The following is a 26,561-nucleotide window of genomic DNA, read 5'->3' as shown; positions in this document are numbered from 1 at the left end:
CTTGGTAATACTCTGTCCCGTTGAAAAGTGGGACGACGGCTACAAGTCGTCCGACGTCATCGGAAGGTGTGGGAGCGCAGATGTCCTTCCTCATTGCTTCGCCTGACGCGTTGTTCGCGGCGTCGTCGAATCTAGCCAGTATCGGGTCGGCAGTGCAGTCGGCGAACGCGACGGCAGCGGGGTCTACCACGCAGGTGGCAGCCGCGGCCGCCGACGAAGTGTCTGCGGCGATCGCGGCGTTGTTCGGAACGCACGGTCAGGAGTTCCAAGCGCTCGGTGCCCGGGCAGCATTGTTTCATCAACAGTTCGTGCAGGCACTGAGCTCTGCCGGCCTCGCCTACACGGCGGCGGAGGCAGCAGCCGCCTCGCCGCTGCAGACGCTGGAGCAGGACATTCTGGCGGTGGTCAACGCGCCTAGCCAGCTCCTGACCGGACGCCCGCTGATCGGCGACGGCGTCAACGGAACCGCGGGCACCGGTCAGAAGGGCGGCGATGGCGGCTGGCTCTGGGGCAACGGGGGCGCAGGCGGGTCCGGCGTGGCCGGCACGGCGGCGAGCACCACCGGCGGCACGGGTGGGGCCGGGGGGTCGGCCGGCCTGATCGGCCGCGGTGGGGCCGGCGGGGTCGGCGGAGCAGGATGGGCCGGCGCGGGTGGCGCAAATGGCGGGACCGGCGGAACTGGCGGCGCAGGAGGCGCCGGCGGATGGCTCTACGGCAGCGGTGGAGCCGGCGGTGCAGGCGGGGCCGGCGGGGCAGGCAGCGTAGGCGTCACCCCCGGCCTAGGGCTGCATGGCGGCGACGGCGGCGGTGGCGGGACCGGCGGCCTTGGCGGCGCCGGGGGAGCCGGACGGGCGTTGTTCGCGGCCGGGGGAGCGGGCGGAGCCGGCGGCGTTGGCGGGTCCGGTGGCACGGGCGGCACCGGTGGCGACGGCGTATCCGGCACGTTTGCCGGCGGCGGCGACGGCATTGGCGGTAACGCCGGTAACGGCGGTAACGGTGGCGCCGCGGGCAATGGTGGGACCGGCGGCGGTGGTGGCACCGGCGGCTGGTTCGGCTCCCTGGGGGCCAACGGTGGCGGCGGAAACGGCGGCACGGGCGGCAGCGCCGGAGTCGGCGGAACTGGCGGTATTGGCGCGACCGGCGACTTCAGCTCTGCCCTCAGTCTTGGTACCGGCGGCCTCGGCGGCAACGGCGGTAACGCCGGCGTCGCCCATGCGACGGGCGGCCTCGGCGGCGCTGCAGGCACAGGTGGCGCGGCCGGCACCGGGACCGCCGGCATGGTTGGCGGCGGTGGTTCTGCCGCCACCAGCGGTGGTGACGGCGGTCGGGGCGGCACGGGCGCCAACGGTGATTTCGCCTCTCCGGTCAGCAGCGGCAACGGCGGCAACGGCGGTAGCGGGGGCAGCGGGGGAGCCCTCGGCAACGGCGGCCAGGGTGGGAACGGCGGTGACGGCGCGGGCGGCTCCTTCGCCTCGCTCGTCAGCAACGGCGACGGTGGCCGTGGAGGTACCGGTGGCGACGGGGGGTCGGGTGTCGTCCGCGGCAGCGGCGGTCTGGGTGGTGCGGGCGGCGGCGGGGCCGTCAGTGGTACCGGCGCGACCGCGGGCGCAGGAGGCACCGGCGGCAGCGGCGGTGAGGGCACCGCCTCCGCATCCGGTCACGGCGGCGGTGGCGGTGGCGGTGGCGGTGGCGCCCGGGTTGAAAGCATCAACGGTGGTGTCGCCAGCGGTACCGCCACCGGCGGTCAGGGCGGCGCCGGTGGCGCAGGAACGACCACCGCGTCCGGCGGTCACGGCGGCACCGGTGGTGCTGCGAGCGTCATCGCCGACGGAGCAGGCAGCACGGTCAGTAATAGCGCCGCCAAGGGTGGGAGCGGTGCCGCCGGCGACGTCGGCGGTGGTGTCGGCGGTGCAGGAGGTGCCGGCACCCTCAACGCGAGTGGCGGTGGCACCGTCGTCGACGCCATCGCCACCGGCGGTGACGGCGGAGCGGGCAGCACCGGCGGTATCGGCGGCGCCGGGGGTGAAGGCAAGGTTTCCGCGACGGCCGCTGCGAGTACGGCCAGCGGCACAGGCACCGGCGGTGAGGGTGGTGCGGGCAGCAACGGGGGAACCGGCGGGGCCGGTGCGCAGGGCGGGGTCTTCGCCCAGCGTGCGGGTAGCACGGCCACGGGCACCGGTATCGGTGGTGCTGGTGGGTCGGCCGACGGTGTCGGCAGCATCGGCGGCAACGGTAGCGGCGGCTGGATCCAGACCGGTTTCTACGCCGGGGGCGCGAACAGCACTGCCAGCGGTCAGGCCCTCGGTGGGGCCGGTGGCGGTGCGACCACCGGCGGCCGTGGTGGTCTGGGCGGTCAGTCCGTTGTCTTGGCGACCGGAGACAACTCGGTGGCCGGTGGCTACACCTACGGCGGCACCGGCGGCGCGGGCTCCAACGGCGGCACCGGCGGCGCGGGCTCACTGGGACAGGTAGTGGCCATGGGCACCGGAACCCAAGCCAGCGGCACTGCTACCGGGGGTGGCGGCGGCGCCGGCACGGGCGCCGGCATCACGGGCGGCAATGGTGGTCGCGGCATCGTGAGTGCGGGACAGTCCTCGGGTGCTGGTGCGAACGGCGTCGCCGAGGGCACCGCGACCGGCGGCACCGGCGGGATCGGCGAGAACGGCGTCAATGGTGGAAATGCGGGTTCGGGCACCATCTCGGTGAAGGGGGCGGGGGACTCCATAACCGGCGGCGTCGTGACCGGTGGTGACGGCATCACAGGAATCAACGGCAACGGTGCGCAGCTCTACACCAGCGGAGGCGCAATTACCGACAGCTCGGCCATCGCCGGCGGCAACACCGCAGCCGCCGTCGGAGGCGGCGCGAACATCAGCGTGACCGGCGGTTCGGGCAGCGCCGTCAGCGGCACCCACGTCACCGGCGGTGACGCCGGTTCTGGCAGGGCCGGTGGTACCGCCTCGGTGACGGACAGCGGCGGGGCAACTGTCTCGAACACCACCGTGACCGGCGGAACCGGCTCAGACAGCGGTGTCGGTGGGAATGCCGCCGTGACCGCTACCGGCACCGGCAGTTCCATCAGCGCCAGCAGCGCAGTTGGCGGTAACGCCGGTGCCGGCGACATCAACGGTGGGATCGGTGGCGCCGGTGGTAACGGGACTCTTAATGCCAGCGGCGGGGGCACCGTCACTGGCGCCAATGCGCACGGGGGCGAGGGCGGCGCGGGTAGCGACGGGGGTATCGGTGGTGCCGGGGGCGAGGGCAAGGTTTCCGCGACGGCCTCCGGCAGCACGGCTACCGGCACCGGCACCGGTGGTGACGGTGGTGCGGGTACAAACGGCGGTACCGGCGGGGCCGGTTCGCAGGGCGGGGTCTTTGCCCAGCGCACGGGTAGCGAGGCCATGGGCACCGGTATCGGTGGTGCCGGTGGGGCGGCCGACGGTGCCGGCAGCATCGGCGGCAACGGTAGCGGTGGCTGGATCCAGACGGGTTACTACGCCGGCGGCGCCAACAGCACTGCCAGCGGCAAGGCCCTCGGTGGGGCCGGTGGCAGTGCGACCACCGGCGGCCGCGGTGGTCTGGGCGGCCAGGCCGTCGTGCTGGCAACCGGAGACAACTCGGTGTCCAGCGGCTACACCTACGGTGGCACCGGCGGCGCGGGCAGCAACGGCGGAACCGGTGGTGCCGGGTCCCTCGGGCAGGTGGTCACGCTGGGTGCCGGATCTCATGCCAGCGGTACTGGTAGCGGCGGCGACGGAGGCAGCGGCAGCGGCGCCGCCGTTACCGGCGGCCTGGGCCGCCCCGGTGTGATCAGTGCGGGAGGGGTCAACAGCATCGCCGAAGGCACCGCTGCGGGCGGCGACGGCGGAATGGGCCAGAACGGCGTCAACGGCGGCAATGCCGGATCGGGCACCATCTCGGCAAAGGGTGCCGGGGACGTCATCACCGGTAGCAGCGCGGTCGGAGGCAACGGCTTCACCGGCGGCCAGGGCAACACCAGTCAGATCGTCACCAATGGCGGTACTGTCACCGACAGCTCCGTGGCATCAGGCAGCAGCACCGCCGGCGCCGCCGGTGGTGGGGCCAGTATCAATGCCACCGGGGGCGGCGCTGTCGCCGATACGCATCTCACCGGCGGGAACGCCGGGGCCGGCAAGGCGGGCGGCGGCGCGACCGTCACCGTCGGCAACGGCGCTCAGGTATCGGGCAGCTCCGCAACCGGCGGGAACGGCTCGGACACCGGCGCCGGTGGCTCGGCGTCTCTGACGGCTACCAGCGCGGGAAGCTACATCAGCGCCAGCAGCGCCACCGGTGGTAACGGCGGGGGAGGTGCGGCCGGTGGCTCCGCCACTATCACTGCCGGCAGTGCAACCAGCATCGGCACCGTGAGCAACAGTTCTGCGACGGGCGGGGCCGGCGGCGCCGGCGGGGCCGGCGCGGGCGCGGGCGGGGTCGGCGGCGCCGGAACCGTCTCAGCAACCTCGAACAGCGGTATCACCGGTAGTAGCGCGACAGGCGGTGCCGGGGGCAACGGCGGCAGCAATGGCACCGGTGGAGCGCTCGGCGGACCTGGTGGTACGGGCGGTGTCGGCCTTGTCGGTGTCAATGACGGCAGCACCTTCACCAACCAGACCTCGATCGGCGGCGCCGGCGGCAACGGCGGCAACGGGAGCGCCCCCGGAGTCGGCGGCAACGGCAACGGCGGCAAGGGCGGTGTTGGCGGGACCGGCGGCAAGCTCAATGTCGGCGGCGGTGCCGGCGGCACCGGCGGCACCGGCGGCAACGGCGGAGTTACCGGGACTCCCGGAACCACCGGGTCCGCCGGCGCCAACAACCCGTGACCTCACCCGCCGGCGCTCGAGCGATACCTCATACAACCTGAACCTCTGCGGGGATGGAGACGGGAGGCCTCAACGACGGGCCGAAACCGGCGCCACCACCGGGAGCACGAACTCCTCGATCATCGCCCGCTCGTCGTCCTCGTCGCGGCCGGGGAACATCAGCATCGAGATGATCACCCGCACCGCCCACCGGGCGCGCCGCTCGACGTCCGAGGCGTCGGCGGGTCCTGGCGAGTGCCCCAGCGAGTTGAGGAATCCGGAGGCCAGGGCGGTGATCACCTGCGACTGTCCAGCCAGTTCTCCGCCGATCGGTAACCGGGTGGACCCGAACCAGGCTGCCAGCGAAGGGTTTTCGCGAACCATGCGCAGGGTGGCGGCAATGCTGGCGACCAGCTTCTCCCGCGGGTCGTCGATACGCTCGATCGAGGCGAGGATCTCCCGGCCGAGCCGATGTGTCTCGCGGTGCACGTAGGCGGTGCGCAACGACTCCCGGCTGTCGAAGTACCGGTACAGGGTGGCGCGGGAACAGCCTGCGGCCCTGGCGATTTCGTTCATGCCGACCGAAGCTGGGTCGTGTTCGGTGAACAGTTGCTCGGCGGCGTCCAGAATTCGGTCCGCCGCGACTTCGGTGCGTCGTTCGCCCAGCCAATCACCTGCCATCAGGCGCGGACCCGGATCGGAACCGACAGCGGGCGCCGCACGTAGTGACCACCGGACCAGACGATGTTGGCCGCGTCCACCTCGAAATCCGGGCATCGGCTGAGCAATTCGCCCAGGGCGATCCGTGATTGCATTCGCGCCGCCGCCGACCCCAGGCAGTGGTGCGCGCCGTGGCTGAAGGTCAGAATGTTGCGCGGCCGGCGCGTGACGTCGAGTTCGGCGGCGTTCTCGCCATACTGGCGCTCGTCGCGATTGGCCGAACCGTACAGCAGCAGCACGCGGCGCCCGGCCGGGATGGTGGTGCCCTCGATCGTGACATCGCGCGTGACGGTGCGCGCCAGGCCCTGCACCGGCGAGGTGAGCCGCAGAAGTTCTTCGACGGCGTCGGGGATCAGGTCGGGCCGGTCGACCAGCAGCTGACGCTGGTCGGGCCGCTCGTGCAGCAAAGGCATTGAGCCGCCGAGCATTCCGGTGACGGTGTCGTTGCCTCCGGTGACCATGGTGAAGGTGAATCCCAGGATCGACAGGATGCCGGCGATGTCGCCGTCCGCACCGACTCCGGCGGCGACCAGATGCGAAATCGTGTCATCCTCGGGCTCGGTCCGCCGTCGCTCGATCAGCGCGGTGAAGTAGGCCATCATCGTCCCCACCGCGTCGCCGACGGTTTCCAGCGCGCCCACGATCCCGCCTTCGGCGGTGTTGGCCGCGACTATGGCCTGGGTCCATCCGTCGAACTGGGCCCAATCCTGTTCCGGCACACCGAGATAATGCGCGACCACCATGGATGGCAACGGCTTGAACAGCTCGGCGACGATATCGCCCGCACCCCGCGCCCGGATCTTCTCGATGCGCTCGACGACAAACTCGCGCACCGTGGGTTCGACGGCCTCGACCTGTCGCGGGGTGAAACCCCGCGACACCAGCTTGCGGAACTGGGTGTGCACCGGCGGATCCTGCATCACCATCGGCGGGTTGTCGCGCAGCCCGATCATGTCCAGGTCGCCGTAGTTGATCGTCAGGCCTTCGGCCGAGGAGAACGTCCCATGGTCACGGGCGGCCGCCCAGACGTCGGCATGCCGGGACAGCACGTAGTAGTCGTGGTCGGGATGCTCCGCCGGCACGACGTGGTGCACCGGGTCGCGGTCGCGCAGCGCCCGGTACATCGGCCACGGGTTGGACCAGCTTTCGGCGGTGGCCAACTGGAACGTCGCCGGGGCCTCGTGAGACATAACCGCAGTCATGTCTTATTGGTACGACACACCGTCAACCGTGTCAACCGCCGACAGTGAATCTGACGACGCGACACGCGGTGGATCCGTCGCAGGATTCACAGTGGGCGCACCGCAGCACACGCGCTAGATGCCCGACCCGGGGTTGAGGATGCCGTCGGGGTCCAGGGCAGCCTTGATACGGCGGTTCAGGTCCATGACGTCGGGCCCCAGGTAGTCGGCCAGCCACGGCCGCTTCAATCGGCCGACCCCGTGTTCGCCGGTGATGGTGCCACCCAGCCCGACGGCGAGGTCCATGATCTCGCCGTAGGCCAGCTGGGCGCGTTCGGCCATGGCCGCGTCGGCCGGGTCGAACACCAGCAGCGGGTGGGTGTTCCCGTCCCCGGCATGGGCGATCACCGAGATCATCAGGTCCCGCTGGTCGGCGATCCGGGCGATGCCGGTCACCAGCGCGCCCAGGGCAGGCAACGGCACCCCGACGTCTTCGAGCAGCAGCGATCCTTTGGCCTCCACCGCCGGTATGCAGAACCGCCGCGCAGCCACGAACGCCTCACCCTCGTCCGGGTCATCGGTCGAAAACACCTCTGTCGCACCATTTTCGGCGAACACCGCGGCCATCACCTCGGCATCCTCGGTGCCGGCCCGGCCACGTTCGTCCGAGCCGGCCACCAGCATGGCCGCCGCCGAACGGTCCAGGTCCATCCGCAAGGTGTCCTCGACGGCGTTGATCGCCACTTGGTCCATGAACTCCAGCATCGACGGCCGCAGTCGCGCGCTGACCCCCAGCACCGCGTCCACCGCCGTCTCGACCGAGGCGAAGCTGGCCACCACGATGCTCGACGCGTTCTGTGCGGGCAGCAGCCGCAGCGTCACCTCCGTGACGATGCCCAACGTGCCTTCGCTGCCGACGAACAGTTTCGTCAGCGACAGTCCCGCAACGTCTTTGAGGCGCGGACCGCCCAGCCGGACGGCCCTGCCGTCGGCCAGCACCACCTGCATGCCCAGCACGTAATCGGTGGTCACGCCGTACTTGACGCAGCACAGACCACCGGCGTTGGTGGCGATGTTGCCGCCGATGCTGCAGATCTCGTAGGACGACGGATCCGGCGGATACCACAATCCGTACGAGGCGGCGGCCTGCTTCACCTCGGCGTTGAACAGCCCCGGCTGGCACACCGCGGTGCGGGTCACCGGGTCGATGGCGATGTCACGCATCTTCTCCGTCGACAGCACGATGCCGTTGTCCACCGCCGTCGCACCGCCGGACAGGCCACTGCCCGCTCCGCGGGTCACCACGGGCACCTTGTGCGCGGCCGCCCACCGGACCACGGTCTGCACCTCTTCGGTGTGCCGTGGCCGGACCACGGCCAGCGGCTTGCCCGCCGAGGGGTCCAGGGCGCGGTCCTGCCGGTAACCCTCGGTGACAGCGGGATCGGTGACCACCATTCCCTCGGGAAGTTCGGCGATCAGCGCCTCCAGCAAACCGGTATTCACCGGATCGATCCTACGGTCGCCGGAACCGGCGGAGCGCGGCAGCTCACAGGCGTAAATTTGAGCGGTGCTGCAGTGCTAGGGATGGGTGCTTCGATTTGTTCGGACAACGCAAGCTCGACAAAGTCGGTGTGCGCGCGTTCGCGGACGTCCTGCAGGCCGAGCAGTCGACCGTCTCGGTCACCGTCGGCAACCCCAACCTGGTGAGCAACACCCAAGTGCGCTGGACACTGCGGCTGCGGGTCACACCCGAGCAGGACCTGTCCTTCGAAGCGACCCTGAAAACGCAGCTGCCACAATCGATGTGGCCGCGGCCGGGCACCCGGGTGGCGGTGCGCTACGACCCGAAGGACCACAACCGCATCGAGCTGAATCACCAGCCGGTCGCCGAGACGGCGATCGACGCCATCACCGCCAACCGCCCCGACCTTGGCGGCGCCTCGGTCATGGGTATGCCGATGGGCGACGTCATCCGGCAGGCCATGGCCGATCCCGGGGGCTTACGCGCCGAAATGATGCGCCGCGCGGCCGAAATGCAGGAGCAGGCGATGCAGGCCATGCACGCGCCCGCCCCGGAGCAGGACGTCCTCGACCGGCTCGAACGGTTGGTGGCGCTCAAAGACCGCGGTGTGCTCACCGACGACGAATTCGAGCAGCAGAAGCGCCGGATTCTCGGGACTTAGACCGACCGTGCTTGGACGGAGGTGGGCACCTGGTCCAGCTCTCGCAACGACGGCAGCCGCACACAGAACATGCCGGTCACCAGGATCGGCAGCGCCAGCGCGAGAAACGCCACCTGCAGCCCCGCGGCATCGGTCAACGGGCCGGCCAACAACAGCCCCAACGGCCCTGCGGCGTAGGCCAGCGACGTCATCACCCCGACGGCGCGGCCGCGCAGATGCGCCGGTGCGCGGGTCTGGATCGTGTAGGCGTAGATCGGCTGAATCGGCCCGTACACCAGACCTACCAGGCCGACCAGCACCAGGATCACCGGCAGCGGCGGCAACAGCGCGATGAACGCGGCCGCCACCCCGAGCGTCAGTACTGCGGTCAGCATGATGGCCCGGCGGGACAACCGCTTCACCAGCCCCACATAGCCCAGCGCACCGATCAGACCGCCCAGCGACAGCGCCATCAGCACCGAGCCCAGCTGACCCGGTTGGTGGCGGTCACTGAAGTACTTGGGAAACAGCACGCTCTCCATCGGCAGATACAGCGCCGTGACGGTCAGGTCGATCAACGCCAGCGTGCGCAGCACCCGCAGACTCCAGACGAACCGCAGCCCCTCGGAGATCCCCGACAGCAGCCCGTCGGGCCGGCTGGTGTGTACCGGCTTGCCCGCGCCGTCCAGGCGCAGCAGCGCGATCGCGACGATCGACAGCGCGAAGGCCCCCGCGGTGATCCACATCGTGTTGACGCCGCCCACCGTGGCGATCATCAACCCGCCGATGCCCGGACCGACCATGAAGGCGAGATTCAGGATCGCCTCGTAGACGCTGTTCACCCGGTCCAGCGACCAGCCCGCCCGGGCGGCCGCCTCCGGCAGCATCGACTGGCGAGCGGTGATCCCGGCCGGGTCGAATGCCGCCGCGCACGCACCCAGCGCCGCCAGCACCGCCACGTTGACCGCCTGCGCGCCGTAGGCCCACGCGATCACCGGAACGGCGGCCACCGCGGCCCCCGACAGGGTGTCGGCCACCATCGACACCCGTCGCCGTCCGAAATAGTCGACCGCGGTGCCCGCCAGCAGCGTGGAGAACAACAGCGGCAGCGTCGTCGCGCCGGCCACGATCGACGCCTGACCCGCGCTGCCCTCGCGCTGCAGCACCAGCCAGGGAAATGCGACGATCGAGATGCCATCACCCGCACACGCCATCAAGGTGGCGAACAGAAGCAGAAACGCCGGGCCGCGGCTCTTATCGGTCATGGGATATCGCGGCTGAATCTAATGCCAATGGCGTAGCAGAAACCACCGAATTTCTCCGGCGTGCAGGATGGTCGTGTGCTCATGCATCCCAATACCGGCCGAAGTTACGCGTCGCCGGTGCCACCCGGATCCGGGTGGCCGGGTGACAAGGCGACGCCGCGGACGCCCGTGGCGGCCGATGCCACCGAGGTCGCCGCGCTGGCGGGCGAGGCCGGGTCGATCGACGAACTCGACGCCGCGATCAGCGTGTGCCGGGCCTGCCCCCGGTTGGTCACCTGGCGTGAGGAGGTCGCCCAGGTCAAACGACGCGCCTTTGCCGATCAGCCGTACTGGGGGCGTCCGGTGCCGGGTTGGGGATCGGAGCGGCCGCGGGTGCTGATCGTGGGGCTGGCCCCCGCCGCGCACGGTGCCAACCGGACCGGCCGGATGTTCACCGGCGACCGCTCCGGCGACCAGCTGTACGCGGCGCTGCACCGGGCCGGGCTGGTGAATCAGCCCACCAGCGTCGACGCCGCGGACGGGTTGCGCACCAAGCACATTCGCATCGCAGCGCCGGTCCGCTGCGCACCACCGGCCAACGCTCCGACCCCCGCGGAGCGGGATACCTGCGCGCCCTGGCTGGATGCTGAGTGGCGGCTGGTGGCCCCGCATGTCCGAGTGGTGGTGGCGCTCGGCGGGTTCGCGTGGCAGATCGCGTTGCGCCTGACGGGCGGGACGCTCAAGCCCAAGTTCGGCCACGGCGTCGTCGCGGAGCTCCCGTCGGGCCTGCGGGTGTTGGGCTGCTACCACCCGAGCCAACAGAACATGTTCACGGGTAGGTTGACTCCGGCAATGCTCGATGAGGTTTTCACAGACGCGAAGAAGCTGGCAGGAATCAAGTAATGGTGGAATCGGTTCTGGTCTCCGGCGCCAGTGTGGCCGGACTCACCGCGGCGTACTGGCTGCAGCGCAACGGCTATGCGGTGACGGTGGTGGAGCGCTACCCCGGGCTGCGTCCGGGCGGTCAGGCGATCGACGTGCGCGGTCCGGCACTGGAGGTGCTCGATCGCATGGGACTGCGGGCCGCCGCCGAGGACTGCAAGACGAATATCCAGGGGTCGTCGGTGGTCGACCGGGACGGCAATGTGCTGTCCGAGGACACCGAGTCGACGCCGACGGGTGGGCCGATCAACAACCCGGACATCGAGTTGTTGCGCGACGATCTGGTCGGATTGCTGTACGACGAAACGAAATTGAAGACGGAGTTCCTGTTCGACGACACCATCGAGACTTTGGAGAACCTCGGTCCGGCCGTCAACGTCACATTCGAGACGGCCGAGCCGCGCAGCTTCGACCTGGTGATCGGGGCGGACGGTTTGCACTCCAACGTGCGCAGGCTGGTTTTCGGGCCGGAAGAGCGATTCATCAAGCGGCTCGGCACTTTTGCCGCGATCTTCACCGTGCCCAATTTCCTGGAGCTGGACTACTGGCAGAAGTGGCATTACGGCGACCACAGTATGGCCGGGATCTACAGTGCGCGCCGCAACTCCGAGGCCCGGGCCATGCTCGGCTTCATGGACCCCGAACTGCGAATTGACTACCGCGACACCGAAGCTCAGTTCGCCGAACTGGAGCGGCGGATGGCCGACGACGGCTGGGTCCGTCCGCAGCTGCTGAAGCTGATGCGTGAGGCCCCGGATTTCTACTTCGACGAGATGTCGCAGATCGTGATGGACCACTGGTCCATCGGCCGGGTTGCTCTGGTGGGTGATGCCGCGCACTGCGCCTCGCCGCTGTCCGGCCAGGGCACCAGTTTGGCGTTGCTGGGTGCGACGGTGCTGGCGGGTGAACTCAAATTGGCCCGCATCGATCACGGGCTCGGATTCGCCAACTATTTCAAGCGCTTTCATCCCTACACGCAGCGCACCCAGTTCCTGGCCAGCGACAACATTCCCGGCGGCGCCCCCATCACCCAGGAACAGTTCGACCTCATCGTCAACTCGTTCACGCTGCTGAACTACTAGCCCGGGAACATCTCCCGGCGAAGACGCGTTGTGCCGACCGTGCGTCTTTCCGTCCTTGACCTGGTCCCGGTACGCAGTGACCAGTCCACCAGCGACGCTCTTGCCGCCACGGTATCCCTGGCGCAGACCGCCGACCGGCTGGGCTTCACGCGATACTGGGTCGCCGAGCACCACAACATGCCCTCGGTGGGCGCCACCAGCCCGCCCGTCCTTCTCGCCTACCTGGCCGCGCAGACCGACCAAGTGCGCCTCGGCTCGGGCGGGGTGATGCTGCCCAACCACGCGCCGCTGGCGGTGGCCGAGCAGTTCGCCCTGCTGGAGGCCGCCGCGCCCGGTCGTATCGACCTCGGCATCGGCCGCGCCCCCGGCTCCGACCCCGTCACGTCCTACGCCCTGCGCGGCGGGCGTGACGATCGCGACATCGAGAATTTCCCGGAGTACCTCGACGACGTGGTGGCTTTGATGAGTCCCCGCGGCGTGCGGGTGCCGCTGCGTTCGGGGGACTACACCCTCAAGGCGACGCCGGCCGCCGCCAGTGAACCCCGGCTGTGGCTGCTCGGGTCGTCGATGTACTCGGCGCGACTGGCCGCCGCCAAGGGGCTGCCGTACGTATTCGCCCATCACTTCTCCGGGCAGGGTACCGAAGAGGCACTGGACTACTACCGCAAGCATTTCCGGCCCGGCGATCTCGCCTCCGAGCCGGTCACCCTCCTGACGGTGAACGCTGTGGTGGCCGAAACATCGCAGGAGGCAAGGGAATTGATGTTGCCCAACCTGCAGATGATGGCCCGGTTGCGTACCGGGCAGCCGTTGGGTCCGGTGCAGCTCGTCGAAGAGGCGCACCAGGCAACGCTCACGCCACAACAGCAGCACATCGTGGACAGCGGGATGAGGCGGGCCGTCGTCGGCTCACCCGCCGAGGCAGCCGATCAGGTGCGTGCCCTGGCCGAGCGGTTCGACGTCGACGAGGTGATGGTGCACCCGGTGGCATCGGCTCGCCGCGGCATTGATCCGACCACGGCGCCGGGCCGGGTGGCCACGCTGGAACTGCTGGCCAAAGAGCTGTTTTAGACAGTGGCCGCGCGGCACTAGTCCTTGACCACGGCCTGCTCGGGTGCCACGTCCGGTGCGTGTTCGGCGATCCATTGCAACAGGTCGCCGGCCGGCATCGGAGGGCTGTGCACAAAGCCCTGGGTGATGGTGCAGCCGTACTGCCGCAGGGCCCGTAACGTCGCCTCGTCTTCGACGCCCTCGGCCACCAGGTCCGCGCCGAGGCTTTCGGCCAGCGCCACTGTCGAGCGCACGATCGCCACCGACCGTGGATCCTGGGCCAGGCGTGCCACGAAGACCCGGTCGAGCTTGAGCTCATCGACCGACACGTCCTGCAGGCGGGCCAGCGACGACCATCCGGTGCCGTAGTCGTCAAGCGAGATCCGGACGCCCAGGCGCTGCAGCGCGGCCACGGTGTTGCGCGACCGCGCGGAGTCGACCAGGGTGCTTTCGGTGATCTCGATGATGAGCTCGTCGGCCGGCAGTCGATGGGTCTGCAGCAGCTGCTCGATGGTGCCGACGAGGTCGAGGTCCAACAGGTTGGTCGTCGACAGGTTGACGGCCACGGTCAGCGCCACGCCCTGTTCGCGCCAGCTCCGGGTCTGCTCGAGGGCCAGGTTGACGGTGCGGTTGGCCACCTTGCGCATCAACCCGGCGCGCTCGGCGGCCGGCAGGAATTCTTCCGGCAACAGCAACCCGCGTTGGGGATGGTGCCAGCGCAGCAGCGCCTCCACACTGTGCACGCTGCCGTCGCCCGCATTGATCTTCGGCTGGTAGTGGCAGGTCAACTGCTCGTTGCCGTCGGCCAGCGCAGCGCGCAACTCCTCGACGATATTGGGGTCGTTGTCGCGATACAGCTCGTACGCCGCGTCGTACACCGCGATCCTGCTCTTGGCGGACCTCGCGTGCGGAAGAACCATCTCGGCGCGGTTGAGCAGTTCTTGCGGATGGTCACAGTGATCGGGAAACAGGGCGATGGCGATCCGGGCATCGACCTGCACGGTCATCGGATCCAGCGTGAACGGTTCGTTCAACGTCTCCAGGAGCCGACCCGCCTGAGCACGTGCGGCGATCAGGTCGGCGCCCTCGGCGAGCAGGATCGCGAACTCGTCGTCACCCGCACGGGCGAGCAGGTCCTCGCGTCGCACGTTCTGGCTCAGGCGATTCGCGACCTGGCTCAGCAGGTCGTCGCTGAAGCGGTGCCCGACGCTGTCGGCGATTTCGTCGAACTCGTGCAGCTGCAACAGCAGGAGCGCTCGGCGAGCCGGGCCCCTGGTGCCCAGCGCGGGCCCGATGGCCGGTGGCGGGGTGAGGGGCACGGCGGTCAGCGTGGTCGCCAGCGAGCGCCGGTTCGGCAGAGTGGTCAGCTGATCGGTCATGGCCTGCTTGTGGGTTTCGGCCATGATGCTGACTTCGCGGAAAGTCACCGAGAAGCGCGCCGCGACCGCGATGAGGCTCAGTGCGGCCAGCACCGGTGCGGTCCGCGACTCGTCGCTCAGGGCGGTGACCGCCAGCGCAACGATGGTGCAGGCCACCGGAGCGACGTAAGACCCGAACGAGCGTCTGGGCATCGGGGGCGTCGACGACCACGCCGTCCAGCTGGCAACCGCGATCAGCAGGAAGGACGCGGGCCAGAACGCGTCGAGCATGGTGCCCACCCGGTACGCCCCGGCGGACGTCTCGAAGAGGTAGGCGGTGTCGGCGGCGGAGAACAGCACGAACCCGATCACCAATAGGCCCCAACGGAATTCGTGGCGCCAGCCGAGGATCGGCAGCATTCCGGCAGCCAGCGCCACCAGTACCAGGTCCAGCCACGGATAGACCAGCCCTACCAGCACGGTGGCCGGCGCTTTGGTGGCGGCCGCGTGGATGGGCCCTGCGGTCAGGGCGGCGGCCACCGAGGCCATCACCAACCCGCACACCACGCAGTCCAGCCGCACCGGCAGCGGCACCCGCTTGAGGCGCGAGCGCATCAACAGCAGCAGGCCGGCATAGATGAATGGGTAGAAGGCGAGATAGGCCGCGTCGGCGATCGACGGTGACTGGCCGTCCGGAACCCACTTGGCGTAGACGACGTCGCCCAGCGCCGAGACCGCGGTACCGAATGCGATCAGGTTCCAGGCAACCCGATCGGCCCGCACCCGGTAGGCGCGATACGCGATCAGTGCGGCCGCAGAGAAATTCAGGATCGGATAGAAGACGTTGGCGAAGAAGGGGGAGTGGTCGGCGCGCGGGTCGGGGAAGCACGACGACGCGAAAACCAGCACACCGATCGTCAACGCCGCCAAACTGATTTGGACAGCGGTCGGGGGCCATTTGACGCTGTGCGGTAGGTCGCGAAGGTCGTCTGACGCCGACTTTGCAGTGGCGGCAAGCGGTTTGATCGCGCGTGCCAGCACCGAAGGGCTGGCGGAGTTGGTGCTTCGATAGAGACGACCGGCGTCGAACCCATGCTCCAGGCTGGTTTTCAGGGCGAGCATCGACTCGTCGTTGAGCTCTGGCAGTGCGTAGGGCAGCGGCAGGTCCGGCACGAAGCTTCGGATACATTGCCCACCTTCGCGTTTGGCGGCATACATCGCCAGATCGGAATGGCGGAGTAGTTCGTCGACGGTGTGTTTGGATTCGGCGGCGGCCACCGTGAAGCCGATGCTGGGCCGGACCGCCAACGGAACGCCGTCGACAACGATTGCGGCATTGAAGGATTCGAGAACACGCTGGGCCGCCGCGTGGGACTCCTCAACCGGGCCTTCGATGAGTACCGCGAATTCGTCACCGCCCAGGCGCGCGACGGTGCCCTGCTCGCCCAGGGTGGTGGTGAGCCGGCCGGCGACGCGAACCAGCAGCTCGTCACCGGCGGGATGGCCGAGCGCGTCGTTGACCGACTTGAAGTTGTCCAGGTCCAGGCACATGACGGCGATCGGTGCGGAGTCCTCGCTGCGCCGGGCGACGGCCTGTTCCAGCTTGTGCAGAAAGTTGGCGCGGTTGGCCAGGCCGGTCAGGCTGTCGCGAAAAGCCTCCTCGGCCACCTCGGTCAACAGGCTCTGGTTCTCCACCAGCACCACGAACTGCCGGGCCAGCACCGCGACGACCAGGATGCCCAGGCCGACCACCAACGGCCCGTGCCGGATGAATCGCACCGCGTTGCCCAAACCGACTGCGGCGGCCAACAATAACGGCAGGTAGGGCAGCCATAACCGGGTGTGCGAATTGATATCCGGACTCGTATTCACCACCGCTGGCTCTTGGACGCTGACCAGGCCGGAGAGTGCCATCAGGCCCAACCCGGCAACACGGCTCACATCGACCACTCCACCGGTGTGATAGCTGCCGACCCCGGTCTGGAACAGCACCAGCATGTCCGCCAGCATGATCGTTGCGACGCCACTGGCGAACAGGTTCACGCTGCGCCGTCTGCCCGGACGATCCCGTGACAACAGCAGAATCGCGGTCGTCATGAGCACGACGTCGGCCGCGACATGGGCCACTGTCACCAAACGTGAACTGCTGTCGGTTCTCAGCAGCTTGTCGAGAACGAACACCCAGGAAGCCACCCACAGCGACATGGAAACAATGACGCCGTCGAGCACCAGTCGCCACAGATTGTGACCACCGGGCGGATTGGACAGCAGCAGCATCGCTGTGAACGCTCCGAGCGGATAGAGGAGCAGCACGACCTCCGCGGCGGCCGGATGGCTGGCGTGCTCGAGTTCGGGCCGCACGTCGTATACCGACCAGATGATCTCCCCGGCAGCCCAGCCGGCCAGCGCCACCACCAGTGCCACCCAGCCACCGCGGCGGCGTCCGGTCGCATGCCGCGCCGCGCGGCCGGCGCAGCCGGCGGCGAAGGCCAGGCACAGCACCGTCACGACCTGTACGGCCGGACGGGTGGCATAGGGGCCTTGCCAGCCCCAGATCGAGGACGCGATGACCAGAGCGGCTGCCAGGCAGTAACCGCCGACGACGGACGAGGTGACTCCCAGGGTCAGCCCGGTGAACGGGCACTGCATCCCCGTCCAGCGCTTCATTCGCCGCTCCAGCTCGCACATGCATTGAGGCAGGCGAAGGACCTAGGAGCTTCACCGCACGCCCACACAGAATAAACTGCGGCGCGCTGTCTGGTCGGCACTACCGGCGCGGGTCCAACACCCGGGTTGCGGCTAGCTGCTCGCCTCGATGCGTGCCAGGGCCTCGCGCAGGATCTGCGCGGTGCCTTCGCGGTCGGGGTCCCGGCGTACCAGCACTCCCTTGGCAACCGAGAACTTGTCGCCGTTGCGTCGGGGAAGTACGTGCAGGTGAATATGGAAAACGGTCTGGAATGCAGCGCGACCGTCGTTGATGCCGATGTTGGTGGCATCGGCCAGTTCGGTCGTCTTGGCCGCCTGGGCGATGCGCTGGCCGAGGGTGATCATTCCGGCCAGGGTCTCCGGCGGGGTGTCGTCCAGGTCGACGCTGTGTTTCTTGGGAATCACCAGGGTGTGGCCTCGGGTGAAGGGCCGGATGTCGAGAATCGCCAGATAGCTGTCGTCTTCGTAGATCCGGATGGCCGGGGATTCGCCGGCGACGATCGCGCAGAATACGCAGGACATCCCGCCACGGTACTGGGCGGCACGTTGCGCCTGACCGCGCTCCCGCGCCGAGCGTGAACTGACGGCGAAAATCCAGCCCGATTTTCGCCGTGGCTTCACGCTCGGCGAGGCAACCACCACCATCAGCACCTCCCGGCCCGCGAGATACGCTGCGGCAGTGGACGCTCGCGATCTCGCGTTCGCCGGAGCGGCCGAGCAGGCGCGAATGCTGGCCGACGGCGACATCGATGCCCCGGTGCTCCTCGAGCTCTATCTGGACCGTATCGAGAGGCTGGATAGCGAGCTGCGCGCCTACCGGGTGGTGCGCTACGACGCTGCGCGCGAGGAAGCCGAGATCGCCCAGCAGCGCCTGGACGCCGGCGAGCGGCGCCCGCTGCTGGGCGTGCCGATAGCGATCAAGGACGACGTCGACGTCGCCGGCGAAGTGACCACCTACGGCACCGGCGCGCACGGGCCGGCCGTCACTGACGACGCCGAAGTGGTGCGCCGGCTGCGCGCGGCCGGCGCGGTCATCATCGGCAAGACCTCGGTCCCGGAGCTGATGATCATGCCCTTCACCGAGTCGCTGACCTTCGGCGCCACCCGCAACCCGTGGAACCCGCGGCGCACACCGGGCGGCAGCAGTGGCGGCAGCGCCGCTGCCGTCGCAGCGGGCCTGGCACCGCTCGCCCTGGGGTCCGACGGCGGCGGTTCGATCCGGATCCCGGCCACCTGGTGCGGCCTGTTCGGGCTGAAGCCGCAGCGTGACCGGGTCTCGCTGGAGCCGCACGACGACGCCTGGCAGGGGCTGAGTGTCAACGGCCCGATCGCGCGGTCGGTCCTGGATGCGGCGCTGCTGCTCGACGCGACCAACACGGTGCCCGGCCCCGAAGGCGAGTTTGCCGCTGCCGCCACTCGACAGCCCGGTCAGCTGCGAATTGCGTTGAGTACCAAGGTCCCGACTCCGATGCCGGTACGGGTCCGCAAAGCGCAGCTGACGGCGGTCGAGCAGGCCGGCGCCTTGCTGCGCGATCTCGGCCACGAGGTGATCGAGCGCGACCCCGTGTATCCGCCTTCGCTGTATGCGAACTACCTGCCGCGGTTCCTGCGCGGCATCAGCGACGACGCCGACGCTCAGGCCCATCCCGAGCGGCTGGAACGGCGCACCCGCGCCATCGCCCGCCTCGGTTCGTTCTTCTCCGATCGGACGATGGCCGCGTTGCGGGCCGCCGAATCGGGTCTCAGCGCCCGGATCCAGGCGATCTTCGACGACGTCGACGTCGTCATCACACCGGGCACGGCGGCCGGACCGTCGCGCATCGGCGCCTATCAGCGGCGCGGCGGCGTGTCGACGCTGCTGCTGGTTGCTCAGCGGGTTCCCTACCAGCAGATCTGGAATCTGACCGGCCAGCCCGCGGCCGTGGTGCCGTGGGATTTCGACGACGACGGGCTGCCGATGTCGGTGCAGCTGGTCGGCCGGCCCTACGACGAGGCGACGCTGCTGTCGTTGTCCGCGCAGATCGAAGCCGCCCGGCCGTGGGCTCACCGGCGACCGCCGGTGTCATGAGCCCGCCTCGATCAGCGTGGCCCAGGCGACGAGTTTGACCGCCCACGGGACGGCATGAGCCGGGCTGGTCGAGGGCAACCGGTGCAGCGTGACGGTCGCCGGGTGCTGAACCAGGCGTGCGAACAGCCGGGCTGCCGCAGCGCCGTTGAAGTACACCCGGTCAAGCCTCGGATACGCGGCGAACAACCGGTCAAAGTCGTTGGCCACCAGAGTTTTCGGATCGATCGAGGCATCTGCGCTGCCCACCCGCCGACAGCTGTGCAACACGTCCCACAGCGCCACCCCGCGGGCCTGCAACGCCGCCAGTCGATCGGAATAGGCTGCTGCGCAGTCGAACTCGAACAGTTGCGCCGCTATCGGCCAGAACGCGTTGCGCGGATTGGCGTAGTACTGGCCGTCGGCGAGCGAGCGGACACTGGGAAACGAGCCCAGGATCAGCACCCGGGCGCGGTCGTCGATCACCGGGCCAAGCCCGTCGAGCAGCGGTTCGGTCATCACCTCACATGATGACGCGGGCCACGCTCTAACGTGGACTCAGTGACCGATCAAGCGGACGACCGCGACCTCGACGACCTGCTGGGTGGGCTGGAAGGTCAAGCACGAGCCGAGCGCGCCGATCTGGTGCGCTGGCTACTCGAACAGGGCGTCACCGCCGAGGAGATCCGCACCACCAATCCACCCCTGTTGCTGGCATCCCGCCACATCATCGGCGACGACGGCACCTACGTCTCGGCGCGGGAGATCAGCGAGACCTACGGCATCGATCCCGAACTGTTGCAACGGGTTCAGCGGGCCATCGGGCTGGCGCGGGTGGACGACCCGGACGCGGTGGTGCACATGCGTGCCGACGGCGAGGCGGCGGCGTTTGCCCAGCGGTTCGTCGACTTGGGGCTCAACCCCGATCAGGTGGTGGCCGTGGTGCGCGTGCTCGCCGAGGGCCTGTCCCATGCGGCCGAGGTCATGAGGTACACCGCACTGGCGGCGATCATCCGGCCGGGTGCCACCGAAGTGGAGATCGCGCAAGGATCCAAGGCGCTGATCAACCAGATCGCGCCGCTGCTCGGCCCGATGATCCACCAGATGCTGTTCCTGCAGTTGCGGCACATGATGGAGTCCGAAGCCGTCAACGCCGGTGAACGCGCCGCCGGTAAGCCGCTGCCGGGCGCCCGGCCCGTCGCGGTCGCCTTCGCCGATCTGGTCGGGTTCACCAAGCTGGGCGAAGTGGTCTCGCCCGAGGAACTGAGTCAGCTCGCCGGCCGGCTGGCCGATCTGGCCCGGGACCTCTCGGCACCGCCGGTGCGCTTCATCAAGACGATCGGCGACGCGGTGATGTTCGTCTGCCCCAACCCGGCGCCGTTGCTCGACACCGTTCTCAAGCTGGTCGACATAGTCGACAACGACGAGGACTTCCCCCGGCTCCGCGCCGGCGTCGCAGCGGGCATGGCGGTGAGCCGCGCGGGTGACTGGTTCGGCAGCCCGGTCAACGCGGCCAGCCGGGTCACCGGGGTCGCGCGCCCGGGAACCGTGCTGGCGACCGACGCGGTGTGCGACGCCGTGGGCGACGAGGCCGGGTTCCAGTGGTCGTTCGCCGGCGCGCGCCGGCTCAAGGGGATCAAGGGCGAAACCAAACTCTTCCGGGTCCGCCGCGCCTCCTAGCCCCGCGAGCTTGGGCACCTTCCGCGAGCAGGCACAAAATCGCACGGCGCCAAGCGCTTTCGTGCGATTTTGTGTCTGCTCGCCACAGGGTTCACCGTAGGGTTCGCCACAGGGCTTGAAATGTCCGGCACATGGGCAGGCCCGGCGTGACTCGTTGGGGCGCTGTCGACTCCGACTAATGCGGGTCTTACGCGGCCGTTTTTCACCCTTCTTCCGGCGCTTGAAATTCGGTCACTTCCGGGCCTGCTTCGCTCCTAAAAATACAACTGCGAATGGCTGATGGCAACGGTTTAAGGCCGTCCGGAGCAAGTGCTCGCCCAAGCTGACCGTTCGCCCGGGGCGAAATCACCGTGCTTTCATGTGCAACGGTGTAATCATGTAATCATGAAACTCCATCATCACCACGGGCGCCGCCAAGGGCGCCCCGGGGGCTGGCAGCAAGCCGAGCAACCCGACGCCAGCGGCGCACCCGAGTGGTTCGCCGGCCGTCTGCCCGAAGCATGGTTCGACGGCGACCCGACGGTCATCGTCGACCGGGAAGAAATCACCGTCGTCGGCACGCTGCCGGCGGTCGCCGACGAGAGCTCCGCGCGCGCCGAAGGACGCGTCTCGCGGTTCCGCGAAGACACCCGGCCGGAGCGGATGGCCATCGCCGAAGAAGCGCAGGAACGCTACGGACGCAAGGTTTCCTGGGGCGTCGAGGTGAATGGCGAACGGATCCTGTTCACCCACATCGCAGTACCGGTCATGACGCGTCTCAAGCAACCCGAACGCCAGGTGCTCGACACGCTGGTGGACGCGGGTGTCGCGCGATCGCGCGCCGACGCGCTGGCCTGGTCGGTCAAGCTGGTCGGCGAGCACACCGAGGAGTGGCTGGCCAAGCTGCGCGAGGCCATGTCGGCGGTCGACGACCTCCGCGCACAGGGGCCTGACCTGCCCGGCTAGCCCGGTCGGGTGGCTACTTCTCCTTGTTGACCTTGGCGACGATCTTGTCGGCGATCTGCGCGCCCTGGTCGGTGATCTGGTAGCCGCAGGCGTTGACGTCGGCGATCACATTGTTGGCCACTTCCATCGCGCGTTGGCATTCCCAGCCGTTGGCACCTTCCTGGGCATCGACCACCGTGATCCTGGGTGAGGATCCCTGCACCTCGGAGAACGTCCACCGGTAGGTCTTGCCTTTGTTGGTGACCGTGACGGTCTTGCCCGCACAGCCTTTCCATTTGCTCAGCGAGGACTGCAGGAAAGACTTGGCTTTGTCGGCGGTCGGGAAGGCGATGGCAGCCTGGTTTACCCAGTGGTCGTAGTTGTCGCCGGGCTCGGACGACACCAGCCCGCTGAGCCCGGTGTATCCGCTGCCCGCGTACACCGGCCCCTGACTGCCGTACATCGCACCCTGGCAGTCGGGATTCGACAGCGTCACCGGCGAGGAGTCCACCGTCGTGATGGGCTTGCCCGGTTGCATCGTCGACGACCCCATCACCGAGTTGATCTCCGACGACGACAACAGCATCGAGCTCAACCGGTCCTCGGCGATCGGTTTCACCTTGGGCGCCGGATCGGGGCGGGTCGCTATCCAGATGACCACCGCACCGACGACCAGGGCAGCCACGATGGCCGCGGCGGCGATGACGGGCCACGGATTGCGTTTGCCCGGCTGCGGCGGCGGCCGATGCCCCTGGTTCCAGGCCGCCGGTATGGGCCCGGAAGCTATCGGGGTGCTGGGCGGTCCGCTGCCCCAGCCGCCACTCTGGTGGTACTGGGGGGACGGGCCTGACACCGGGCCACTGACCGGGTTCCAGGCCGGGTGTCCGGGCTGATTGGGCGGCCGCTGTTGCGGCATGGGACCCGACTGCCCGGGCCCGCCGCCGTATTGCGGCGCCGACGGCCGGGATGCGGGCGGCGGCGTGCTCGGAGGACCCTGGCGCGGCGGCGGAGTCACCGCGGGCATGGTGGGTTTCGACGACGCGGTCGGCGGACCGGGCAGGGTGGCTTCCTGGCTGCGGCGCAGGATGTTCTCGGCGTGGTCCTGGTCGGGCGAGCTGAGCGCCTCATGGGCGGCCAGCGCCAGATCACCGGCGCTGGAGTAGCGGTCTTCGGGCTTCTTGGCCATGCCGCGGGCGATGACCGCGTCGAAGCTCTTCGGGATGCCGGCGCGGGCGGCGCTGACTTGCGGGACGGGGTTCATCAGGTGGGCCGTGACCAGTGAACCGGCGCTGTCGGCGCGGTACGGCGGACCGCCGGTGAGGCATTCGAAGAGCACGCACGCCAGCGAATAGATATCGGCGCGGTAGGTCACCTCTTCGTTGGAAAACCGTTCGGGCGCCATGTATTTCCAGGTGCCGACGGCGGTGCCGAGCTGGGTGAGTTTCTCGTCGGTGGTGGCGCTGGCGATGCCGAAATCGACGAGGTAGGCGAAGTCGTCGCGGGTGACCAGGATGTTGGGCGGTTTGACGTCGCGGTGCATGACGCCCGCGGCGTGGGCGGCATCGAGCGCCGAGGCGATCTGGGTGATGATCGCGACCGCGCGCGGCGGCGTCAACGGTCCGTAGCGCTTGAGGACGCTGTCGAGGTCGGTGCCCTCGATCATGCGCATCTCGAGGTACATCTGGCCGTCGATCTCGCCGTAGTCGTGGATCGGCACGACGTGGGGTTCCTGCAGGCGACCGGCGATGCGGGCCTCGCGCTTCATCCGCTCGCGGAACACCGGGTCCTTGCTGAATTCCGCGGTCATCACCTTGACGGCGACCGTCCACTCCTTGACGGTGTGCTCGGCCTCGTAGACCTCGCCCATCCCGCCGCGGCCCAGCAACCGCTTGAGTTCGTAAGGCCCGAACATCGTTCCCACCCGCGAGCTCTGCGTGTCGCTCATCGCTGATCCTCCCAATCAACCAACGTCGCCGACACTATCAACCACCTCCAGGTAGGGCCGTCAACCGCAAAACGCAGGTTGGGGCGACCACCAGCCTATTCGGTGCGACCCGGCCGTGTTATTTCCTTGCCCGTCGTTGTGGTCCCATACGGCGCAGTCGCACCGTGATGAGCAGCACCAGCAGCAGCGCCTGCGCGGCGCATCCTCCCGCGGCGATCAACCAGCTACTGACGTCGTAATCCCACATCGGATCCTGATCTCCGCCGGCGGTCCGCCGCAGATCGTTGAGGTCGACCGTCGAGGCGGCCATGGCGTAGGCCCAGCGGGAGGGGGAGAGCCAGGAGAGTTGTTCGAGCGGGATGCGGTCTTTGACCGGGAACATGCCGCCGCACAGGATGAGTTCGGCCATCACGACAACGACGAGCAGGGGCATGCCGCGGTCGGCGTTGCTGATCAGCGCCGAGATGAGCAGGCCCAGGATCATCGACACCAGCGTCACGGCCACCACCGCCAGCGCCACTTCGAACCGGGGCCAGGGCACGACCACCGACTGATCCGGTGGGGGCAGGAAGGCGACGCCGAGGAATCCGAGGATCAGTGCCTGGGTGGTGGCGATGGCGCCCAGGACGGCGAGTTTGGAGGCCAGGTAGGCGCCGCTGGAGAGTCCGATGCCGTGTTCGCGCCGGTAGATCGCCTGTTCCTTGACGATTTCCCGGATCGAGCCGGCGCAGCCCATGAGCGCCCCGCCGATGACCAGCAACACCAGCAGTTGACCCGGCTGTGTCGACATCTTCTCGATGGCTTTGGTGAGGGAGAGTCCGGCGTCGCCGGGGACGGCGTAGGTGAACAGGCTGAGGAGTAGGGGCAGGGCGAGTAGGAACAGGGTGTATTGGCGGTCGGCGGCGATGACGGCGAGGTAGCGCCGGCACAGGATGCTGAATTGGGCTGGGGGGCTTTGTTGGGCTTTGGGTTTGGGTTTGCCGGTCGTGGTCGTGGTCGTGGTCGTGGTCGTGGGGGTGGTGGGTGGTTGGGGGGTGGGGGTGAAGGCGGCGTGCAGGGGGGAGTTGGTGTAGCGGGTGGGCCAGTCGGTGGTGGTGTCGTTTTCGAGCAGGATGAATAGGTCGGCGAAGTCGGTGCAGCCGAAGTAGGGCAGGGCTTGTTGGGGTGGGCCGAAGTAGGCCAGGCGTCCGCCGGGGGCCAGCACGAGCAGGCGGTCGCACATGTTGAGGTGGGCGATGTTGTGGGTGACGACGACCACCGAGCGGCCGTCATCGGCCAGGGTGCGCAGGGTTTGCATCACCGATTTCTCGTAGCCGGGGTCCAGTCCGGAGGTGGGTTCGTCCAGGAACAGCAGGGAGGGTTTGGTCAGTAGTTCCAGGGCGACGCTGGTGCGTTTGCGTTGCCCACCGGACAGGGAGTCGATGCGTTGGTCGGCGTGGGCGCTGAGGCCGAGTTCGGTCAGGACTTCCTCGATGCGCTGGCGGCGTTCGGTGGTGGAGACGTCGTGGGGGAAGCGCAGTTGGGCGGCGTAGTTCAGGGCGCGGCGCACGGTCAGGGGGGTGTGCAGGATGTCGTCTTGGGGCACGAATCCGATGCGGTGGCGCAGTTCGGGGTAGTTGTCATAGAGGTCGCGGTCGTCATAGCGCACGGTGCCGGTGGTGGCGGGGCGAAACCCGGTCAGGGCGCCCAGCAGGGTGGATTTGCCGGCCCCGGAGGGGCCGACGACGGCCAGCAGGGAGCGTTGGGGCAGCACGAAGCTGACGTCATCGAGCAGGACCTTGCCTTTGCCTGGGCCGTGGCCGGTTTCGACGTGCAGGTGGGCGGCTTCATAGGAGATGTCGCCGGTGTCGACGTATTCGACGAGGCGGTCGCCGGACAGGTGCAGCAGTTGGTGGCCGATGCCCACGATGTCGTGGGGCCCGATCAGGGCGCGGGTGATGCGGGTGCCGTTGACGTAGGTGCCGTTGGCGGAGTGGTTGTCGATCAGTTCCCAGCCCGTGGTGCTGCGGCGCAGCAGGGCGTGGCGGCGCGAGACCAGCAGGTCGTGCAGGACCACGGTGTTCTGTGGTGCCCGGCCGATGCTCACGGTCTGCTGGTCGATGGCGTGTACGGCGGTCGGGGTGCGCAGGGAGGTGGTCGAACCGGTGGGCGCCCCCAGCCCCAGCTCGTCGTTGGGCAGCGGCGGGACCGCGATCTCAGTGGTCTGCTGCGCGTTGGCCGGGACCGGCGCCAGCGGGGCTACCGTGGTGGTCGCCTCTCCGATCCCCACCGGCCCCGGCTCACCCGCCTGCCCCGGCCCGCCCGGCCCGCCCGGCCCGCCCGGACCGCCCGGCTCACCCGCCTGGCCCGGACCGCCCGCCTCGCCCGCCTCGCCTGGCCCGCCGGGCTCGAAGTGCAGCCGCTCACCCGAACTCAGCGACCCCAGCACCACCGTCACCGGCCGCTCACCCACCACCACCTGCTCGACCCGCTCACCCCCCATATACATGCCGTTGCTACTGCGATTGGACAACACCCACCCCGACTCGGTGGCCTCCAACACCGCATGCACCCGCGAGATCCGCGGATTGTCCAACTGAATATCGGACTCACCCGAACGCCCCACCGTCCACACCCGCCCCGCACCCACCCGCCAACTACCCCCACCCCCACGCACCACCAACCCCGTCACCACGCCCATCCCACGCCTCCGCTCACACCGAC

General features: G+C 68.9%; 17 protein-coding genes. 8 read left to right on the top strand and 9 right to left on the bottom strand.

The genetic code is table 11. The annotated features are described in order from the left end of the window. The first annotated feature begins 80 nt into the window (after nt 1-80). Entirely contained in the window at nt 81-4,841 is a 4,761-nt protein-coding gene (locus QXH22_RS21730; protein ID WP_306276984.1) for a PE family protein, read from the top strand. A gap of 69 nt (nt 4,842-4,910) precedes the next feature. On the opposite strand, the gene QXH22_RS21725 is transcribed toward QXH22_RS21730, so the two are convergent. The 3 genes from QXH22_RS21725 to QXH22_RS21715 all read right to left on the bottom strand — a co-directional run bounded on the left by QXH22_RS21725 (nt 4,911) and on the right by QXH22_RS21715 (nt 8,176). Beyond that, nucleotides 4,911-5,501, bottom strand: coding sequence for a TetR/AcrR family transcriptional regulator (locus tag QXH22_RS21725; RefSeq protein WP_306276983.1), 591 nt, complete (start codon nt 5,499-5,501; stop codon nt 4,911-4,913). After that, nucleotides 5,501-6,742: a cytochrome P450 gene (locus QXH22_RS21720; protein WP_306276982.1), complete on the bottom strand. Its 1,242-nt coding sequence runs from the start codon at nt 6,740-6,742 to the stop codon at nt 5,501-5,503. The genes QXH22_RS21725 and QXH22_RS21720 overlap by 1 nt, the downstream gene beginning before the upstream one ends. Before the next feature lie 114 nt (nt 6,743-6,856). Then, nucleotides 6,857-8,176, bottom strand: a complete 1,320-nt coding sequence (locus QXH22_RS21715) for an FAD-binding oxidoreductase (protein ID WP_371934308.1) — start codon at nt 8,174-8,176, stop codon at nt 6,857-6,859. Nucleotides 8,177-8,319: 143 nt separating this feature from the next. On the opposite strand from QXH22_RS21715, the gene QXH22_RS21710 reads away from it, so the two are divergent. Then, on the top strand, nt 8,320-8,904 hold the full coding sequence (locus QXH22_RS21710; protein ID WP_306276981.1) for an SHOCT domain-containing protein: 585 nt from the start codon (nt 8,320-8,322) through the stop codon (nt 8,902-8,904). On the opposite strand, the gene QXH22_RS21705 is transcribed toward QXH22_RS21710, so the two are convergent. After that, nucleotides 8,901-10,148, bottom strand: coding sequence for an MFS transporter (locus QXH22_RS21705; RefSeq protein WP_306245333.1), 1,248 nt, complete (start codon nt 10,146-10,148; stop codon nt 8,901-8,903). The two genes, QXH22_RS21710 and QXH22_RS21705, sit on opposite strands and share 4 nt — an antisense overlap. A 60-nt stretch (nt 10,149-10,208) precedes the next feature. On the opposite strand from QXH22_RS21705, the gene QXH22_RS21700 reads away from it, so the two are divergent. From QXH22_RS21700 to QXH22_RS21690, 3 genes are read left to right on the top strand one after another with little or no spacing between them, the layout of a single operon-like run. Further along, entirely contained in the window at nt 10,209-11,030 is an 822-nt protein-coding gene (locus tag QXH22_RS21700) for a uracil-DNA glycosylase (protein WP_306276980.1), read from the top strand. A 2-nt stretch (nt 11,031-11,032) separates the two neighbouring features. Next, nucleotides 11,033-12,151 carry an FAD-binding protein gene (locus QXH22_RS21695; RefSeq protein WP_306277354.1) on the top strand — a complete coding sequence of 373 codons (1,119 nt, stop codon included), beginning with the start codon at nt 11,033-11,035 and terminating at the stop codon, nt 12,149-12,151. 39 nt (nt 12,152-12,190) lie between these two features. Then, complete coding sequence (locus QXH22_RS21690; protein WP_306277353.1) at nt 12,191-13,222, top strand: LLM class flavin-dependent oxidoreductase; 1,032 nt, start codon at nt 12,191-12,193, stop codon at nt 13,220-13,222. A gap of 17 nt (nt 13,223-13,239) precedes the next feature. On the opposite strand, the gene QXH22_RS21685 is transcribed toward QXH22_RS21690, so the two are convergent. Continuing rightward, nucleotides 13,240-17,208: a diguanylate cyclase domain-containing protein gene (locus QXH22_RS21685; RefSeq protein WP_306277352.1), complete on the bottom strand. Its 3,969-nt coding sequence runs from the start codon at nt 17,206-17,208 to the stop codon at nt 13,240-13,242. A 150-nt stretch (nt 17,209-17,358) separates the two neighbouring features. Beyond that, nucleotides 17,359-17,787 carry an HIT family protein gene (locus QXH22_RS21680; RefSeq protein WP_306245327.1) on the bottom strand — a complete coding sequence of 143 codons (429 nt, stop codon included), beginning with the start codon at nt 17,785-17,787 and terminating at the stop codon, nt 17,359-17,361. 157 nt (nt 17,788-17,944) lie between these two features. Between QXH22_RS21680 and QXH22_RS21675 the strand changes: the two genes are divergently transcribed. Beyond that, the gene (locus QXH22_RS21675) at nt 17,945-19,333 is read left to right on the top strand and encodes an amidase (RefSeq protein WP_306276979.1); all 1,389 of its coding nucleotides are present in this window, start codon (nt 17,945-17,947) and stop codon (nt 19,331-19,333) included. Here the strand turns inward: QXH22_RS21675 and QXH22_RS21670 are convergent. Then, nucleotides 19,328-19,828, bottom strand: coding sequence for a DNA-deoxyinosine glycosylase (locus tag QXH22_RS21670; RefSeq protein ID WP_306245325.1), 501 nt, complete (start codon nt 19,826-19,828; stop codon nt 19,328-19,330). The two genes, QXH22_RS21675 and QXH22_RS21670, sit on opposite strands and share 6 nt — an antisense overlap. A gap of 33 nt (nt 19,829-19,861) precedes the next feature. On the opposite strand from QXH22_RS21670, the gene QXH22_RS21665 reads away from it, so the two are divergent. Together QXH22_RS21665 and QXH22_RS21660 are read left to right on the top strand one after the other, a co-directional pair. Further along, nucleotides 19,862-20,989: an adenylate/guanylate cyclase domain-containing protein gene (locus QXH22_RS21665; RefSeq protein WP_371934290.1), complete on the top strand. Its 1,128-nt coding sequence runs from the start codon at nt 19,862-19,864 to the stop codon at nt 20,987-20,989. Nucleotides 20,990-21,373: 384 nt separating this feature from the next. Then, on the top strand, nt 21,374-21,934 hold the full coding sequence (locus QXH22_RS21660; protein WP_306276978.1) for a hypothetical protein: 561 nt from the start codon (nt 21,374-21,376) through the stop codon (nt 21,932-21,934). A 13-nt stretch (nt 21,935-21,947) separates the two neighbouring features. Here the strand turns inward: QXH22_RS21660 and QXH22_RS21655 are convergent, their stop codons facing one another. Continuing rightward, complete coding sequence (locus QXH22_RS21655; RefSeq protein ID WP_306276977.1) at nt 21,948-23,858, bottom strand: sensor domain-containing protein; 1,911 nt, start codon at nt 23,856-23,858, stop codon at nt 21,948-21,950. Between the two features lie 118 nt (nt 23,859-23,976). Beyond that, the gene (locus QXH22_RS21650) at nt 23,977-26,538 is read right to left on the bottom strand and encodes an ATP-binding cassette domain-containing protein (protein ID WP_306276976.1); all 2,562 of its coding nucleotides are present in this window, start codon (nt 26,536-26,538) and stop codon (nt 23,977-23,979) included. Between the last annotated feature and the right edge of the window lie 23 nt (nt 26,539-26,561).

Source organism: Mycobacterium sp. TY814 (genome assembly GCF_030755175.1).
GTDB lineage: Bacteria > Actinomycetota > Actinomycetes > Mycobacteriales > Mycobacteriaceae > Mycobacterium.
Note: the sequence above shows the minus strand (reverse complement) of the source record. Positions and strands in the feature narration are given on the sequence as shown.

Bases quoted from the DNA above. Each gene is read 5' to 3' on its own strand.
- QXH22_RS21730 (WP_306276984.1), top strand. From the start codon at position 81: ATGTCCTTCCTCATTGCTTCGCCTGACGCGTTGTTCGCGGCGTCGTCG.
- QXH22_RS21725 (WP_306276983.1), bottom strand. From the start codon at position 5,501: ATGGCAGGTGATTGGCTGGGCGAACGACGCACCGAAGTCGCGGCGGAC.
- QXH22_RS21720 (WP_306276982.1), bottom strand. From the start codon at position 6,742: ATGACTGCGGTTATGTCTCACGAGGCCCCGGCGACGTTCCAGTTGGCC.
- QXH22_RS21715 (WP_371934308.1), bottom strand. From the start codon at position 8,176: ATGGTGGTCACCGATCCCGCTGTCACCGAGGGTTACCGGCAGGACCGC.
- QXH22_RS21705 (WP_306245333.1), bottom strand. From the start codon at position 10,148: ATGACCGATAAGAGCCGCGGCCCGGCGTTTCTGCTTCTGTTCGCCACC.
- QXH22_RS21685 (WP_306277352.1), bottom strand. From the start codon at position 17,208: ATGCAGTGCCCGTTCACCGGGCTGACCCTGGGAGTCACCTCGTCCGTC.
- QXH22_RS21680 (WP_306245327.1), bottom strand. From the start codon at position 17,787: ATGTCCTGCGTATTCTGCGCGATCGTCGCCGGCGAATCCCCGGCCATC.
- QXH22_RS21670 (WP_306245325.1), bottom strand. From the start codon at position 19,828: ATGACCGAACCGCTGCTCGACGGGCTTGGCCCGGTGATCGACGACCGC.
- QXH22_RS21660 (WP_306276978.1), top strand. From the start codon at position 21,374: ATGAAACTCCATCATCACCACGGGCGCCGCCAAGGGCGCCCCGGGGGC.
- QXH22_RS21655 (WP_306276977.1), bottom strand. From the start codon at position 23,858: ATGAGCGACACGCAGAGCTCGCGGGTGGGAACGATGTTCGGGCCTTAC.
- QXH22_RS21650 (WP_306276976.1), bottom strand. From the start codon at position 26,538: ATGGGCGTGGTGACGGGGTTGGTGGTGCGTGGGGGTGGGGGTAGTTGG.